The 16,159-nt window shown below is 42.6% G+C and carries 19 protein-coding genes and 1 rRNA gene; 5 read left to right on the top strand and 15 right to left on the bottom strand.

Annotated features, from left to right (window positions below; translation table 11 throughout):
• The 5 genes from ACIG3F_RS05045 to ftsY all read right to left on the bottom strand — a co-directional run.
• Positions 1 to 93 (bottom strand): 16S ribosomal RNA (locus ACIG3F_RS05045); the annotation flags it as partial.
• 470 nt (positions 94 to 563) lie between these two features.
• The gene (locus ACIG3F_RS05040; protein WP_396469507.1) at positions 564 to 1,178 is read right to left on the bottom strand and encodes a DUF2057 family protein; all 615 of its coding nucleotides are present in this window, start codon (positions 1,176 to 1,178) and stop codon (positions 564 to 566) included.
• A gap of 202 nt (positions 1,179 to 1,380) precedes the next feature.
• Positions 1,381 to 1,974: a nitroreductase family protein gene (locus ACIG3F_RS05035; RefSeq protein WP_396469506.1), complete on the bottom strand. Its 594-nt coding sequence runs from the start codon at positions 1,972 to 1,974 to the stop codon at positions 1,381 to 1,383.
• A gap of 196 nt (positions 1,975 to 2,170) precedes the next feature.
• Entirely contained in the window at positions 2,171 to 2,860 is a 690-nt protein-coding gene (locus ACIG3F_RS05030; protein ID WP_396469505.1) for a nitroreductase family protein, read from the bottom strand.
• 178 nt (positions 2,861 to 3,038) lie between these two features.
• Positions 3,039 to 4,142, bottom strand: a complete 1,104-nt coding sequence (gene ftsY, locus ACIG3F_RS05025) for a signal recognition particle-docking protein FtsY (RefSeq protein WP_396469504.1) — start codon at positions 4,140 to 4,142, stop codon at positions 3,039 to 3,041.
• 177 nt (positions 4,143 to 4,319) lie between these two features.
• On the opposite strand from ftsY, the gene ACIG3F_RS05020 reads away from it, so the two are divergent.
• Positions 4,320 to 5,729 (top strand): M16 family metallopeptidase, encoded by a 1,410-nt coding sequence (locus ACIG3F_RS05020; protein WP_396469503.1) that lies wholly within the window; start codon positions 4,320 to 4,322, stop codon positions 5,727 to 5,729.
• Complete coding sequence (locus ACIG3F_RS05015; RefSeq protein WP_396469502.1) at positions 5,729 to 7,303, top strand: M16 family metallopeptidase; 1,575 nt, start codon at positions 5,729 to 5,731, stop codon at positions 7,301 to 7,303. The genes ACIG3F_RS05020 and ACIG3F_RS05015 overlap by 1 nt, the downstream gene beginning before the upstream one ends.
• Here the strand turns inward: ACIG3F_RS05015 and ACIG3F_RS05010 are convergent.
• Positions 7,227 to 7,550, bottom strand: coding sequence for a hypothetical protein (locus tag ACIG3F_RS05010; RefSeq protein WP_396469501.1), 324 nt, complete (start codon positions 7,548 to 7,550; stop codon positions 7,227 to 7,229). The genes ACIG3F_RS05015 and ACIG3F_RS05010 overlap by 77 nt on opposite strands.
• A 98-nt stretch (positions 7,551 to 7,648) precedes the next feature.
• Positions 7,649 to 8,008: a hypothetical protein gene (locus tag ACIG3F_RS05005; protein WP_034436454.1), complete on the bottom strand. Its 360-nt coding sequence runs from the start codon at positions 8,006 to 8,008 to the stop codon at positions 7,649 to 7,651.
• Positions 8,009 to 8,232: 224 nt separating this feature from the next.
• Between ACIG3F_RS05005 and ACIG3F_RS05000 the strand changes: the two genes are divergently transcribed.
• From ACIG3F_RS05000 to ACIG3F_RS04990, 3 genes are all read left to right on the top strand, one after another.
• A complete protein-coding gene (locus ACIG3F_RS05000) occupies positions 8,233 to 8,466 on the top strand; it encodes a hypothetical protein (RefSeq protein WP_396469500.1) in 234 nt (77 codons plus the stop codon).
• A 151-nt stretch (positions 8,467 to 8,617) separates the two neighbouring features.
• Entirely contained in the window at positions 8,618 to 8,998 is a 381-nt protein-coding gene (locus tag ACIG3F_RS04995) for a DUF2750 domain-containing protein (protein ID WP_396469499.1), read from the top strand.
• Between the two features lie 104 nt (positions 8,999 to 9,102).
• Positions 9,103 to 9,534, top strand: a complete 432-nt coding sequence (locus tag ACIG3F_RS04990; protein WP_396469498.1) for a CBS domain-containing protein — start codon at positions 9,103 to 9,105, stop codon at positions 9,532 to 9,534.
• A gap of 130 nt (positions 9,535 to 9,664) precedes the next feature.
• Here the strand turns inward: ACIG3F_RS04990 and trpB are convergent, their stop codons facing one another.
• The 8 genes from trpB to ACIG3F_RS04950 all read right to left on the bottom strand — a co-directional run bounded on the left by trpB (position 9,665) and on the right by ACIG3F_RS04950 (position 16,155).
• Positions 9,665 to 10,873, bottom strand: coding sequence for a tryptophan synthase subunit beta (gene trpB / locus ACIG3F_RS04985; RefSeq protein ID WP_312584626.1), 1,209 nt, complete (start codon positions 10,871 to 10,873; stop codon positions 9,665 to 9,667).
• Between the two features lie 107 nt (positions 10,874 to 10,980).
• Positions 10,981 to 12,168 (bottom strand): VWA domain-containing protein, encoded by a 1,188-nt coding sequence (locus ACIG3F_RS04980; RefSeq protein WP_396469497.1) that lies wholly within the window; start codon positions 12,166 to 12,168, stop codon positions 10,981 to 10,983.
• A gap of 13 nt (positions 12,169 to 12,181) precedes the next feature.
• The gene (locus tag ACIG3F_RS04975) at positions 12,182 to 13,033 is read right to left on the bottom strand and encodes an AAA family ATPase (protein WP_396469496.1); all 852 of its coding nucleotides are present in this window, start codon (positions 13,031 to 13,033) and stop codon (positions 12,182 to 12,184) included.
• A 20-nt stretch (positions 13,034 to 13,053) separates the two neighbouring features.
• Positions 13,054 to 13,437, bottom strand: coding sequence for a hypothetical protein (locus ACIG3F_RS04970; protein ID WP_396469495.1), 384 nt, complete (start codon positions 13,435 to 13,437; stop codon positions 13,054 to 13,056).
• A 21-nt stretch (positions 13,438 to 13,458) separates the two neighbouring features.
• On the bottom strand, positions 13,459 to 13,764 hold the full coding sequence (locus tag ACIG3F_RS04965; RefSeq protein ID WP_396469494.1) for a YcgL domain-containing protein: 306 nt from the start codon (positions 13,762 to 13,764) through the stop codon (positions 13,459 to 13,461).
• A 130-nt stretch (positions 13,765 to 13,894) separates the two neighbouring features.
• Positions 13,895 to 15,037, bottom strand: a complete 1,143-nt coding sequence (locus tag ACIG3F_RS04960) for an HRDC domain-containing protein (protein WP_253144612.1) — start codon at positions 15,035 to 15,037, stop codon at positions 13,895 to 13,897.
• 178 nt (positions 15,038 to 15,215) lie between these two features.
• Complete coding sequence (gene recR, locus ACIG3F_RS04955) at positions 15,216 to 15,812, bottom strand: recombination mediator RecR (RefSeq protein ID WP_005100074.1); 597 nt, start codon at positions 15,810 to 15,812, stop codon at positions 15,216 to 15,218.
• Positions 15,813 to 15,825: 13 nt separating this feature from the next.
• A complete protein-coding gene (locus ACIG3F_RS04950) occupies positions 15,826 to 16,155 on the bottom strand; it encodes a YbaB/EbfC family nucleoid-associated protein (RefSeq protein WP_004278699.1) in 330 nt (109 codons plus the stop codon).
• Positions 16,156 to 16,159 lie beyond the last annotated feature (4 nt).

Below are 16,159 nucleotides of genomic sequence, written 5' to 3'. Positions count from 1 at the left end.
AGTCAGGTAGCAAGCTACCTTTCCCCGCTCGACTTGCATGTGTTAAGCCTGCCGCCAGCGTTCAATCTGAGCCATGATCAAACTCTTCAGTTTAAAATCAGTAGTAGCTTAAAGGCTACCAATCTTGGCTCATCAATTTTCTGACAAATATTTCTCAAATAAACTTCGAGTAATTTCTACCATCAATCAATGAAAATAATTTCGATCAATCAACCAGTAAAAATCCACACAAGTTGTTCTTCATAATCTCTTAATGATCTTTCTTAAAACCTCATCAGTTTTAAGCTCCAACCCAATCATTTAACGTTTTGTTTCATGCATTGCGTTGGTGTGCTGCGTATTCTATACAGTTTCAAAACGAGCGCAAGGGATTTTCTTAAAAATATCCAAAAAAACCAACCATACGTTTATTTTTTAATCTAAAAGGCTATTTTTAACACTTTTTTTGCGTTTTTCTAGCTAATTCCGCATGAAAAGTTTAAGCAAATGTTAATTTTCCAGCCCTCATCTCATAAAAAAAGATCACCCTAATGGTGATCTTTTTGATTCTTCATCAAAATATTTTAATTTGCCTGCTCAGCCAGCCAAGTCATAAATTTTTGACGCTCAGCTTTAGAAGCCTTTTGCCATAATTGAATCAGCTGCTGATCATTCTGGTCTGCTGACTGAGTATATACAGCTGCCGGTTGATGAACTGGTGTCGCAACTTGAGTCGTCATATCTAATTTTTTAGTCAACACGCGATTTCCAAACCATGGTTTCGCTGCATCTTTAGTGCCCGCCTGCTGGACTAAGAGCTGATTTTTCGCATCATATAGACCAATAATGGGCTGATCTTTATATTTTTGCGCTGCATCAAAATCTTTAGGCGCCTGAATGAGTCCTAAACGATAAGTTTCGCCATCTTTAAGGCTGGGTGTTTTTACCGTAACCACACCTGACTTTAAAATGTCATGTGAATTGTCTGAATGCTGGAAAAATTCATTATAGCGTACACTGATCGCATTTATACCTGCATCCAAGCTATAAGTCTGATTAGAACGTAATAGACTCGAGTTCACCTCCTGATCATTTACGGCAACAACTTTTATTTCTTCAGGTACTGTGACGGTCACTGCCGAAAAAACTGATGTGCTAAACAGAAACACTGCTGCAGTTGCCGCAATACGTAAACCCATATCCTTTACTCATTTTTGGTTGTTTATTAAAAATTAGCTGCACTATGCCGCGCTTAAATGACAATTTTATGACATAAGCTGGAGTGATACAGCCTGTGTTTTTAGCATTTATTTGGCTAGACATATCACATCATATCCAAATACAACTCGAAAACACAAAAAAGAAGCATCAACGTGCTTCTTTTTTATAACCTAAAATCATTTACGCAAAAGTCTTAAAGCGCTCTGCATCATCCATAAAGGTTTTTCCGCCTGCAGGTGCTTCAATTGACCCAAATACCAGTTGAGCACGAAGTTTCCAGTGAGATGGTATTTCGAAAGTTTGTGCGACTTCTTCATCAATAATTGGATTATAGTGCTGTAATGAAGCACCGATATTTTTTTCTGCCAAAGCGGTCCAGGTTGCAAACTGTGCAATAGCGGAAGAATGCTCAGACCAGACCGGGAAGTTATCGGCATAGAGTGCAAACTGCTCCTGCATCGACTTCACCACATTCTGATCTTCATAAAATAGTGCGGTACCATAACCTGCAGCAAAAGCATTGATCTTGCTATTGGTTGATTCAAATGCATCTGCTGAAACCAGGTCACGTAAAGTTTCACGTACAATATGCCAAAAGGTATCATGTGATTGACCAAATAAAATCACGACACGCGAGGTTTGCGAGTTAAAAGATGACGGACTGTGCTTCACCGCATCTTTAATGATTTTCTCAATTTCTGCTTGATCTAGATCTACATTTTTTCCAATTGAATAAATGCTACGGCGTTGTTTAATCTGATCTAAAAATGCCATGAACTCACCTCTGTATATTTTGATTATTAAAAAATCGATAAAGTCATACTATGTGCTTTAAGCACCCAAGACAGGTGCATTTCGATAACAATGTGTTTTATTTATAGAACAATCAGATTTAGATCTGAGTAGCGTATTTGTATCTGATTTTATCCACAGCTTCCATGCTGTCCTATATAAAGTGCTCTATAAAATTTTAATTAAATACTTTGAAACGATGCTGATCCGGCTTTTGTAATTTTTCTTCTACTGTTTGTTCAATTGATCCAAAGCAAAGTTGTGCGCGTAACAACCAGTTCTTTTCAATCTCAAAATGCTCAGCGACCCTTTCATCAATCAGTGGATTGTAGTGCTGTAAGGATGCCCCTAAGCCAGAATCTGCCAGCGTCGTCCATACGGCAAATTGCGCCATACCGGAAGTTTGTTCCGACCACGCTGGAAAATCCTCACTATTTAATGGCATTTTCTTTTGCAATTGTTGAATCACGGCTTGATCTTCATAAAATAAAATCGTGCCATAGGCCGCAGCACATTGATTCAACTTGATTTCCATCGCTTCATAAATATGTGCCGGCATATGCTGACGCTGCACCTGTTTCACAATTTCCCATAATTGATGATGAGAATCTGCAAATAACACCACAATGCGCGTAGTTTGAGAATCATAAGCCGAAGGACAACTCCGCACTGCTTCCTGAATGATTTCGCCAAGATAAGCCTGACTATAATGTACCCGCTTACCGAGTTGATCGATACTACGGCGCTTTTTCAATTGATCGACAAAAGTCAGTTCTAAATCATCATTCAGTTTGTTTTTTCTTGGAAATTTAAAATCTTTGGTGAGATCACTTGTTAATACCTGACCAATCTTATTTAGCAATGCCATTTTCTACCCCCACAAAAAACAAGCCAAATTAGCTTAGAGAATCCCCTACAATTATAATGCCTTTATTGAAATGGGCAGATTTAGTGGTGGTTTTGCTGTTGATTTTTACAACACTCAAACCAGCTAAAAACAACAAACTCCGCACTTGGCGGAGTTTATGTGAAACATTGCGCATTATTTATTTTTCAGTTTCAAATAATGCAGCAACAAAAGATTTGGCAGAGAATGGACGCAAGTCATCAATTTTTTCACCCACACCAATAAAGCGAATCGGCACATGAGTACGACTGGCGATATTAAACAGCACGCCACCTTTGGCAGTCCCATCAAGTTTGGTAATAGTTAAGCCCGTCAAGCCTACCGCCTCATCAAACATCTCGACCTGATTAATGGCATTCTGGCCAGTACCGGCATCGACCACCAACATCACTTCATGCGGCGCAGTGGCATCAATTTTCTGCATCACACGTTTTACTTTGGTCAATTCCTGCATCAAATGACCTTTGTTATGCAAACGACCCGCTGTGTCTGCAATTAATACATCCACACCTTTGGCACGCGCACTTTCAAAAGCATCAAAAATGACCGAAGCTGAGTCAGCACCATGACCCTGAGCAACAACCGCAATATTATTACGCTCACCCCAGATCTGTAGCTGTTCAGTTGCAGCTGCACGGAAAGTATCGCCTGCTGCCAGCATGACAGTCTTGCCTTCACCTTGCAGACGTTTTGCCAACTTACCAATGGTAGTCGTTTTACCGACACCATTCACACCCACCACCAGAATCACATAAGGCGATTTATTCGGATCAATATGCAGCGGTTTTACTCGTGGTGCCAATAAAGCCACCAGCTCTTCCTGAAGCGCTTTATAGAGTGAATGCGAGTAGATCAAATCACCACGTGCCGTACGTTCAGTCAGGTTAGCGATAATAGTCTTGGTTGCTTCCACGCCAATATCTGCCACCAGAAGCTGCTCTTCGACTTCCTCTAATAATTCATCATCAATTTCTTTACCACCGATCAGGATATTCACCATCCCATCGGCAAGGTTTTTACGGGTTTTAGTTAAACCCACTTTCATACGGCTAAAGAAGCCACCTTTCGCCGCAGAATCTTCATTTTCAGCTTCTGTCTCGACAGGTGCAGAAACTACAGCTGCTTCGCTTGGCGTTTCTACGATAGGCACATTGACCGCAGGTAAGCTCGGTAATGTGACATCATCATCTCCGATATCAGCATCAATCAAAAATTTGTTTTGCCCATTAGATTGCTGTTGCATGCCGAATCCTTGAAAAGCATTGCGTTAAAAACCCAGATTCTACCATAACTTGCCTGCTTTGCAGCTAGCAATGCAAATGCTGGACAAACATACCAAAAAGCTACAGCTCTCGGTTGCTTTCAAGCACACATTTATTAAAAATAACTCTAAATACAAATGCCTATTTCAGGAGATCTAGTGTTCATCACCTTTTTGACTATCTCCTCTTTCTCGCAAATGATCAAACAGATGCTTTATCCACTCGGCGCAGCAGTCTTACTCAGTCTGAGTTTTAGCTCGGCTCAGGCACAAACCCGAAGCGAATTATCACGGACTACCTTTGAAACCACTTTAAGTAATGGTTTAAAAGTCATTATTCGGGAAGACCATCGTGCGCCCATGGTAATGACACAAATCTGGTATAAAGTCGGCAGCAGCGATGAATCTGGAAATATTCTGGGGGTATCACATGCGCTTGAACATATGATGTTTAAAGGCACTCATAAAGTTCCAAATGATGAATTTACCCGTCTTAGCCGGATTTATGGCGGCAGTATCAATGCGGCTACCTTTACCAATTACACCAATTATTATCAGCTCTATCCTAAGGCCTATTTTCCTATGGCCCTGGAACTTGAGTCTGACCGTATGAGCAATTTATTGCTACGGCAACAGGACTTCGAGCCAGAAATTAAAGTAGTGATGGAAGAACGGCGCCAGCGTACCGATGACAATCCGCGTGCGCAAGCCTTTGAACGGTTTAAATGGATCAGTTATCCGACCAGCCATTATCGCCAGCCGGTAATTGGACATATGAAAACTCTGAATAATATTCAGTTGAATGATGTCAAAAAATGGTATCGGGATTGGTACAGCCCGAATAATGCTATTCTGGTGATTGTTGGAAATATCGAATCTGAAGCTGCTTTGGCTCAGGTACAAAAATATTTTGCTGACATTCCCGCACGCCTAACACCAGCACGCAATGATGTACTGGAGTTTGAGCGTTTGGGTTATCGCCATATGGAAATTAATAGCAATGTTCAGGTGCCCAATCTTTATATGACCTGGAATGTAAAATCCCTCAGCACTGCCAAAAACCCCCAAGATGCGTATGCCTTGACCATTATTCGCAGTCTTTTGGACAGTGGCATTTCTTCGCGTCTGCAAGACCGTTTGGTACGTGATCGTAAAATTCTGACCTCTGTCAGCGTTTCTTATGATCCCTATAATCGCGGCGACAGCCTGTTTGGCATTTCTGCTCTACCTGCGCCAGGCATCTCTTTGCAAGAAGCACAACAAGCAATTCAGGATGAAGTGGATTTACTTAAAACCACCGCAATGACCCAACAGGAAGTGGATCGTATCAGCACCCGCTTTATTTCCAATTTGATTTATAGCCAGGATGATATTGCCGGCCAAGCCAAAATGATTGGCAATCTGGAGGTCAATGGCTTGAGTTATCGCCTGATGGATGAATTGCCGAAACACTTTGAAAGTGTCAGTGTTCAGGATATCCAGCGCGTCGCCAACGCCTATTTTGTGCGTGAGAACCTCAGCACGCTTTATCTCTCACCTGAACAAAACACCCAGCAACGGGGATTATAATGCTTCAACTTCGTCCATTTTTGCTTATTTCAATTTTAAGTCTTAGCTCGGCTACCCATGCAGAAAACTATCTGGATCCTCAACCTGACCAAAATGATAATCCGAGTCAGTTACAGTCTATCCCCTTGCTACAAAGCTTAAAAAATATTAATCAGCAACAGGATTTTCAGGCGCCTTATATTCATGATCTGAACAATCGCTACAAAGTACGCACGCTGTTTGTTAAAACGCAAGATCTTCCCATGGTGGATATCCAGCTGACCTTTAATGCCGGTTCGGCCCGTGATCAGGAAATTACCAAAGGTCTATATGGCCTATCCAATATGGCAGCCAAGTTGATGCGTGAAGGAACCGATAAATATAGCGCGAATCAGGTGGCGGCAGTGTTTGACCAGACTGGTGCACAATTTAGCGTACAAGCCTATCGGGATATGTTTGTGGTTCGCCTACGTACGCTTTCAGATCCGGAAAAACTGGAACCGGCACTGGGCATGATGATGGAGGTGCTCAAGAATGCATCATTTAAACCATCCAGCATTAATCTGGCTTTAAGCAATACCCAAGTGGGACAAAAACAGCTACAGGAAAATCCAAGCCGACTGATGGATATCCGGTTTTATCGTGCCCTATATGGTCAGCACCCTTATGCAGAACCAATCACTGGCACCCAAGGCAGCACCAAGAAAATTAACGCAGAATTATTAAAAAAATTCCGTGATCAGTTTTTGGTGGCGCAAAATATGAATATTGCCATTACGGGTAAACTCAGCCCGAAACAGGCACTCGAGTTGTCTGAACGAATTGCCGGTAATTTACCGCAAGGGCAAAAAGCAGAGGCATTGCCACAACCTGAAATTCAATCTGGTTTTGAAGTGGTGCATCTACCCTATACCTCGTCTCAGGCGCATGTCACCTTTGGGCATTTAGGCGCAACCCGCTTTACTGAAGATAAACTGGCTTTAGAAGTCGCCAATCGCATGTTTGGCGGTAGCGGATTTAATGCGGTATTGATGCAGGAACTGCGGGTGAAACGTGGTTTTACTTATGGCGCTTATAGTTCATTGAGCTTTAGTCAGGCACCCGGCGTATTCAGCTTTAAGTATTCCACGCGTCAGGATCAACTGCTGGAGAGTATTCAGGTCGCACATCAGGCTTTTATCAACTTTGTCAGTCAACCCATTGATACTCAGCGTCTGGAAGAAACCAAAGCAGGCATGTTACGCGCCTTTCCTAATAATTACAGCAGTAATGCCACCATTAATGCCCAGCTAGGCAATATGGGCTTTTATAGTGAGCAAACGGATTATTTATCCAGTTATCCAGAACGCTTGGCTAAAATCACAGTGACGGATGTACAAAATGCAGTGCGCAAGCATTTTCATCCTGATCGTTTAACCCTGGTCGTCGTCAACAAAGAACTGGATAAAAATGCCTTGAAAATGCGTTTGGAGCAGAATTTAATGGATGCCAATTATTACTTACCAACAAACCCTATGCCTAAGGCATCTCCACAGAGAGCGGCGGAAGCTGACGTGCCCGAAGCGATTCCTGCTGATAAGCCTGCATCAATTTAAGATACTGCCCACGACGGATATGCTGCTGCTCTAACAAGGCAAGTGCCATATCCTGGGTTTGGGGAAGGTTTTGCTGTTTAGACAGTTGCTGAATCTGGGTGATTTGAGCAATGCTCAAAGGACGATATAAAGCAAATGCGGCTAAAAATAGAATGACCGCAATAATAAAAATAACCACACTGTTATAAATCTGTTCCAGTTTGATTTTGCTGAAAAATTGGCTTAGTTTTTCTGTATCTATAGACATACACTACCTCAGGTTAGAGGTAGTGTATGGTCGCAGTTACATAAGTTCAAGTCAGCACACTGAATATTCATAAGAGCTGAATCCTGCTATTTCGAGGACTAATTCATTATTCTGGTAATAATTGTTGAATACAGCACCAATGCAACAACAAGCAATACCAGTGCAATTGCAAATTTACTTAAACCGGCTTCTGCCTCAGGCGGATGCAGACGATCCTCATCAGCAATGCGGACCAGCTCACCATTATAGAGTTTATAAAACTGCTCACGCTGGTTTTCATCCAGCGCACGGGTAAAGTCGTAGACTTCTTTACGTTGTGCCAACCCATAATCGCCTAGATGGGTATGTTTACTGAATATAGCTTGATCGAGTTTTTTACGATGCAAATCGGCAAGTTCCATAATTTGACCTGCAGTCGGAGGCATATCAAATTTCACACCATCTAAAGTTCTTGTCATCATGGCCTTCTCCTTATTGTTTGCTATCCATTTACAATGTAGCTTAATAATATTTATAGTTGTGTATAGTTAAATCAGTTAAACTATAACTGAAGTAAACAAATAAAATCGAATAGTTGACTTTTCCATTATTTTGTAATATTAGTTTAACAATACTAATTTATATTTGTATTTAGACTAAATAGTCTATCCTGTAATCATAATTAAAATTAAGGAGTTTTTATATGATACAACAACTCTCTCAACACGATCTAGAACATCTGTACGCAGATGCCGTGAATACCATTCAATCGCAAATGAACTTTGCTGATGCGGTAAAACAGCTAGAAGAAGCCGCTCGTGCTGGCCATGGTAAAGCAGCACTTTTTTTAGCAGAACTTTATTATCAAGGTTTCCGTGTAGAACGAGATTCACTTAAAGCCCAGTACTGGCAAAGCATGGCCACCATGCAAGCATAAAGAAACGTCACCTAGGTGGCGTTTTTTTATGCCCTTTTTTCAATAAATAGCAATCAATACATATTTTCTTACGAATCCTTGCAAAGCTGAAACAGTAATTTCATATAAAGTTCCTAAAATAGAGCCTGAACTCCAATAGCACTTTATTCTAATGAAACCACGAAAAATTATTCAAATTGATCCGATCTGCAAAAACTTTCTGTTAAAGATCACGATGCTTAAATCTTTGATGAATTGTGGCGAGCTATGGGGCGCATATCATCAGGGCTGGGCGATGATGCGTGACCAGGAAGATTGTATCTTTCCATTCTGGCTCAATCCGCTGGATGCCAAAAATTATGCCCAGCAACATTGGCCGGATTACATCCCACGTAAAATCAATTCTGAAGATTTTGAAAATGCATTATTGCCGACCCTGTCGCGACTGAATGTTACGCCAGCCCTGTTCAACACCAATGGAACCAAACTCAAACTGACTGCCACACAGATGCGTCATCTGTTTTTTTCGCAACAAAGACTGCACATTGCTTAAATAACATGCTATTTATAAAGACTAAAACCTAAACACTTAGAGATGTTCAGGTTGAATACATACTCTAGGATTAATAATAAATTGACCAATAAGGATGATTAAGCATGACCAATGTGGCACAGGTGCTCAGTGAAAAAATGCATCAAGCTATTTATACCATTCGTCCAGATTCTACCGTTTTAGAGGCCATCACCTTGATGGCAGATAAAGGGATCGGGGCGCTTGTGGTAACCCATGAAGACAACGTGGTGGGGATTTTGTCAGAGCGGGATTACACCCGTAAGATCGCCCTGATGCAAAGAACCTCATTCGACACCACTGTTAATGAGATCATGACCGCTAAAGTGATTACCGTAAATACAGCTACTACCGTAGAGGACTGTTTATCTCTGATGACTGAACGCCACCTACGCCACTTACCTGTGGTCGAACATGAAAAACTGATCGGTCTGATTTCAATTGGGGATTTGGTCAAAGCCGCCATGGATGACCAACGCAAATTAATTGAACAGTTACAGCAATATATTTCAGGTTAAATCACCATTTAGCTTCCTCTAAGGCATTTGAAGATCACTTAAGTGACACCAAGATAAAGTTTTATATCTGATGCATAAAAAATCCCGGTATGTGTACCGGGATTTTTTTATATGAACATTCTGAATAAAATCAGTTTAGACCTAATTTTTCTGCGACGTAATCTGAGTCTTTATCACCACGACCCGATAAGTTCACCACAATCTTGGTATCTTTTGGCAGTTTCCCTGCTTCACGAATGGCCCAAGCCACCGCATGCGAACTTTCTAATGCAGGTACAATGCCTTCTACGCGTGACAAGGTCATAAATGCATCCAGACATTCCTGATCAGTTGCCGTAGTATATTCCACACGCCCTAAATCTTTGAGCAAGCTATGCTGTGGCCCCACACCCGGATAATCCAGACCAGAAGCAATTGAATGCACTGGCAAAGGTTCACCCTGCTCATCTTCTAGTACATAACAGGCCATCCCATGTAACTGGCTCGGTTTACCTAAGGTCAAAGTAGCTGAGTGCTTGTCAGTATCCAGACCATGACCTGCCGGCTCAACGCCTACCAGTTTCACATCCGGTTCATTTAAAAATGCAGTGAATGCGCCCACTGCATTAGAACCACCACCAACACAAGCAACGACATAATCGGGATTTGCACCAAAACGTTCATTGGCCTGAACTTTAATTTCATCGCCAATAATGGACTGAAAATCACGCACCATCATCGGGAATGGGTGCGGCCCTACAACTGAACCAATGGCATAGATGTAGTTTTTCGGGTCTTTTAAATATTCTTCAAAAGCACTGTCGACTGCATCTTTGAGTGTGGCTGTACCGCGAGTCACAGAAATCAGTTTGGCACCCAGAATTTTCATCTTGACGACGTTTGGATGCTCTTTTTCGATATCCACTTGACCCATATGAATTTCACACGGAATACCAACAAGAGCACACGCGGTTGCCAATGCAACACCATGTTGACCAGCACCGGTTTCTGCAATGACTTTGGTTTTACCCATATATTTAGCTAGTAAAGCTTCACCCAGACAGTGATTAATCTTGTGCGCGCCGGTATGGTTCAGATCTTCACGTTTTAAATAAATCTGTGCTCCACCGAGCTGTTCAGAAAGGCGTTTGGCATGAAATAGTGGACTTGGACGACCAACATAATGAGCAAACAGGTCTTTCAGTTCATTCTGAAATTCTTCAGTCTGACGAATTTCCTGATAGGCCACATTAATATCATCCATGGCCTGTTTCAGATCGGGTGGAATAAACTGACCGCCATATTGACCAAAAAAACCCTCTTCATTGGGTAAGGCAATACCATTAATTTGATGAGTCATAATCATGCCCGAGATTTTAAATAAGAGATAATGAGTGACTTTATACTAGAATAATTTGTTTTAAATCACTAATAACTCTAACTAAAGTCACTTATAGATAAATGGAATTAACGCGCCAGATATTTAGTCATGTCTTCAATGCCTTTCAGCGTCATTGGAAACATATGATTTTCAAATATTTGCTGGATCAGACCAATGGTATGGGTGTAATGCCAGTATTTTTCTTCTTCCGGATTCAGCCAGGCGGTTTTATCAAAATGCTGACGCAGGCGCTGTAACCAGACCTGTCCCGTCTCATCATTCATATATTCAACCGAACCACCGACAGAATTCAGCTCATACGGTGCCATACTGGCATCGCCGACCACAATCACGCGATAATCGCGGCCATAGGTATTGAACAAATCCCAGGTATTCATACGTGAACTGGAACGACGGACATTGTCTTTCCATACATAGTCGTACAGACAGTTATGGAAATAAAAATATTCCAGGGTTTTGAATTCGGTTTTCGCAGCACTGAATAGCTTTTCACACTGGGCAATATGCGCATCCATCGACCCGCCGATATCAAACAGCATTAAAACTTTAATACGGTTACGACGCTCCGGCACCAATTGTACATCCAGAATGCCCTGCTTGGCCGTTTCACGAATCGTACCATCAATATCCAGCTCTTCGGCTGCACCCTGACGGGCAAACTTACGCAAACGGCGCAATGCCATCTGCATCTGGCGACTTCCCAAAATCTGTTCATCGTCCAGATTGCGGTATTGACGCTGTTCCCAGACTTTCACCGCAGAACGCTTACGCCCCGGCCCGCCAATACGCACGCCTTCAGGATGATCACCATAAGCACCAAATGGCGAAGTACCACCAGTACCAATCATCTTGTTACCGCCCTGATGTTTTTTATGCTGTTCGCGCAGGCGCTCTTCCAGCATTTTCATCAGTTCTTCCAGCGATCCGGCTTTTTTCAGCTCTTCGCGCTGCTCTGGGGTTAGATGCTTCTCGAGTAATTCGAGATCAAACCAGTCTTTGGGCAGCTTATGCACCTGATTCAGTAATTCATCCAGATCAAAGGTCGCGATCCCATCAAAATAGTCTTTCATGGCACGATCGAACTTGTCGAAATAGCGCTCGTCTTTGACCATTACGGTTTTTGCAAGCTGATAGAACTCGTCCTGATCGGCAAAGACCAGTCCTGCAGCAACCGCCTGATTCAGGTCAATCAATTCGCGGGTCGATACCGGCACGCTGTATTTGCGTAAGGTATAAAACAGTCGCACAAACATGCGTGTTTCTCCCTTAACGACGTGACATAAAGGCTAGACGTTCAAGTAACTGCACATCCTGCTCGTTTTTAATCAATGCGCCGTATAAGGGTGGAATCGATTTGGATTTGTCGGTATTGCGCAGAATATCTTCCGGCATGTCGTCAGCCATGAGCAGGCTGAGCCAGTCGATCAGTTCAGAAGTTGAAGGTGGTTTTTTCAAACCCGGAATCTGGCGTAGTTTGAAGAATACCTGCAAGGCTTCATTCACCAATGTTGCAGAGATATTCTCAAAATGCACATCGATGATTTCACGCATGGTGGCTTCATCCGGGAATTCGATATAGTGGAAGAAACAACGGCGTAAAAAAGCATCCGGCAATTCTTTTTCGTTATTCGAGGTAATGATCACGATCGGACGCTGGGTTGCGGTAATGGTTTCGCCAGTCTCGTACACATAGAACGACATTTTATCAAGTTCATGCAGCAAGTCATTTGGAAACTCGATGTCTGCCTTGTCAATTTCATCAATCAGCAGGACACAGCGCTCTTCACTGGTAAATGCTTCCCACAGTTTCCCCGGCTTGATGTAATTCTTGATGTCATAGACACGGTCATCACCAAGTTGACTGTCACGCAGGCGCGATACAGCATCGTATTCATACAGACCTTGTTGCGCTTTGGTGGTGGACTTGATGTGCCAGGTGATCAGCTTCAAACCCAGACTTTCTGCGACTTGCTCGGCCAGTAAAGTTTTACCTGTACCCGGCTCACCTTTGACCAGCAATGGTTTTTGCAAACTGCGTGCAGCTTTCACCGCAAGCTTTAAACTGTCAGTCGCGATGTACTGATCGGTACCTGAAAATTGTTGAATATCAGCAGACATGATTGAACCTTATTTTTTACTTACAGCGGTGAACTTTTCTCGTGAACACGAATATTGCTTTTGTTCGACACATAGGTCGACCAGCAATAGCCAATCACAGATCCAATCCCAATGACAAATAAAATAAGTGACGCATTAATCCAAACCAGGGATTGCTCTTTGGTTAGCATCCCAAATAACAGACCAAAGATCGCGGGTGCAATGGACGCATTCGCCCCCTCGGATACCGTCGGTGTCAGCAGAATGGCAAAGGCCACAATCCACAAAAAACCGCCCATGGGTTTAGGCAGGCGCTTGGTCACGCCATACCAGCACCATAAAGCAATCAGGCTGCCGAGCAGATAAACTGCAACGGCAATGCTCTGTTCAGGAATTGAGTCTAATACAGCCACATAACCATTCATTTCACAACTCCTGAATCAACATTAAGCACCACGCAAGCCTTCTGGTGCTACAGCGTTTGGATCAATCAAGCCTTCTGGTGGCATTTGCAGGAAGAAACCGCGGGTTTCAATAGAATCCATGACATGCAAGACATTGGCACGTGCCAGTTTACGTGATTCGCTTAATTCAAGATGCATGACAAAAGTCGCACGTCCAAATGCTGCCTGTACTGCTTCTGACAGAACGCTTAAAGGCTCGAATGTTTCAGCTTCGCTTTCATTCACAGGACGCGCCACATACAGATACATTTCACTTTTTTTGCTGGATTTGTAGATAGACACTTGCATATTTCAAACGACTTTTCTGAAAAAACAACCGCAAGGATACATCAAAAAAAAGACAGAAACATTAGTCACGTCTCATGCATCAGTCGTGATTTTGTATAATTGCTTTTTCTTTAATCAATCCCGCAACCAATCATTCGCTGACTTTCATCTGAGTAGACAGATAAGATTCATCCTGATGCAATACCTGAATCAATGGCTGAGTTAATAACTCATAGCGCCAGCCGAGCAGAAAATCCGGCAGATCCTGCTCGTCCTTATGAAAGACCACGTGCTGATACAAGGCATTCAGCCATTTCTTACGCATCAGGACTTCTTTCGGAATTGAGGTTTCATTGACGACATTCTGAATAATTGAATCAATTTTTTCGCCAATATCTTTGGAAGAATGGCGAATTGGACGTGCCAGACGTAAAGGCCAGTTTGCCGGCTCCGGCAGGAATTTCAATAAATCTAAAATGGTTTTGCCATGCTCACGAACCACATTCGAACGAATGTCTTTCACATGACTCAGCTGGAAATTATTGCGCGGGAATTTTTCCACCAGATCAATCATGCTGGCATTTTTTAAAATAAAACTGCGTGGCTGATTTAGTGCTTTGGCAATCTGATCACGCCAAACCATTAATTGCTGCAATTGCATCAGCTGACGGCGTGAATGCCGGTAATTGCCGACATCCTGATACAACAAGGCAGTTGGGGTATCTTCGCCAATTTCCTGAGTCAGAAAACGGCAATCTTGCAAGGCAAAATCCAGCAGATCTTTCGACTCCAGATCCCGTTTGATTTTCTCTGACAGTTGCACCAGATAATGCACATCATTGGCAGCATAGAGCAACTGTTCGGAACTGAGTGGACGCGCCAGCCAGTCAGAACGGGTCTGGTCTTTTTCGATATCGACTTCCAGCATCTGCTTCAGCGCATTTTGATAGCTGACTTGCAGACCATGCCCCAAAAATGACATGCCGACCTGGGTATCAAACACATTACTCAGCGATTTCTTCTGGGTATAGTGATAAATCAGATCGATATCTTCACTACAGGCATGAAAAATATTCTGCTGTGCGTTAAAAATTTTATTAAGGAACTCAGTCAGATCCAGCGTGGTTCCATCCAACAAATAGACCTTGTTGTCTACGTTAATCTGAAAAACACCCAGCTTAGGCCATAAGGTATCAACCTTGATAAACTCGGTATCCAGTCCATACACTGAATTCTGTTCCATCAGCTTCAGTACATGAGTTAAGTCGTTTTGATGTTGAATAAATTGAAACATAGAACTGAGTCTAAGATTAGATTCTCGATAGATCCATATTAACTGATCTATAGAATTTTTGTATAAAAAATAACGTCAATTCTGCCCTATTTCCTAAAAAATGGCGCTTACTTATCAGGATTTATATTCTAATTAATATCTTTTTTATATTAAAACTAACAAGATATTTAAGCTTAGCTTACTTCATGCGCATCCGGTTATGTACTGCCTGACTCAAGGTATGACTGTCGACATATTCCAGCTCACCACCTTGTGGTACGCCCTGGGCAATTCGGGTCATCTGGATCGGCAAATGCTTACTGGCCTCAACCAGATAATGCGCCGTAGCCTGACCTTCTACCGTGGCATTGGTCGCCAGAATCACTTCTTTCACCTGACCATTGGCCAAACGGTGCAATAAGTACGGAATACCGATTTCTTCTGGTCCAATACCATCCAGTGGCGATAAATGTCCACCCAATACATGATATTTACCTCTAAAGCTGCCACTTTGCTCAATCGCCATGACATCTGCAGGTGATTCCACTACACAGAGCAGTTCATCATCACGATCCAGCGAACTGCAAATATTGCAGACTTCATCTTCGGTCAGAGAATGGCAGACGGAACATTCATGAATGTGATTGGTGGCTTCAGTCAGCGCATGTGCCAGACCAATAGCACCTTCACGATTTTTCATGATCATATGCAATGCCATACGTTGAGCCGATTTCGGCCCAACGCTTGGCAAAATGCGTAATGCTTGAACGAGTTGATCAAAACGATCACTAAACATTGCGCATTCGTCCTTAGAACATACCTGCAAGACCAGGCGGTAACCCCATACCCGAATTCGCTGCTTTCATTCTTTCGTCAGATACCACTTCTGCCTGACGTGCTGCATCATTCATTGCCGCTGCAATCAGGTCTTCGATCATGTCTGGATCATCCTGAAGTAACTCAGGATTGATTTCGATACGCTTCACTACGTTACGGCAAGTCATAGTTACTTTCACCAGACCGCCACCCGCCTCGGCATGCACTTCAGTTTGCGCAAGCTCTTCTTTGGCTTTTTTTACGTTGTTTTCAACTTCTTTCTGCATGCGCTGAGCTTGCTGCATCAACATGTTAATGTTCATAAAT

It is taken from the genome of Acinetobacter sp. NPDC052428, assembly GCF_044547685.1.
GTDB classification, from domain to species: domain Bacteria; phylum Pseudomonadota; class Gammaproteobacteria; order Pseudomonadales; family Moraxellaceae; genus Acinetobacter; species Acinetobacter lwoffii_G.
Note: the sequence above shows the minus strand (reverse complement) of the source record. Positions and strands in the feature narration are given on the sequence as shown.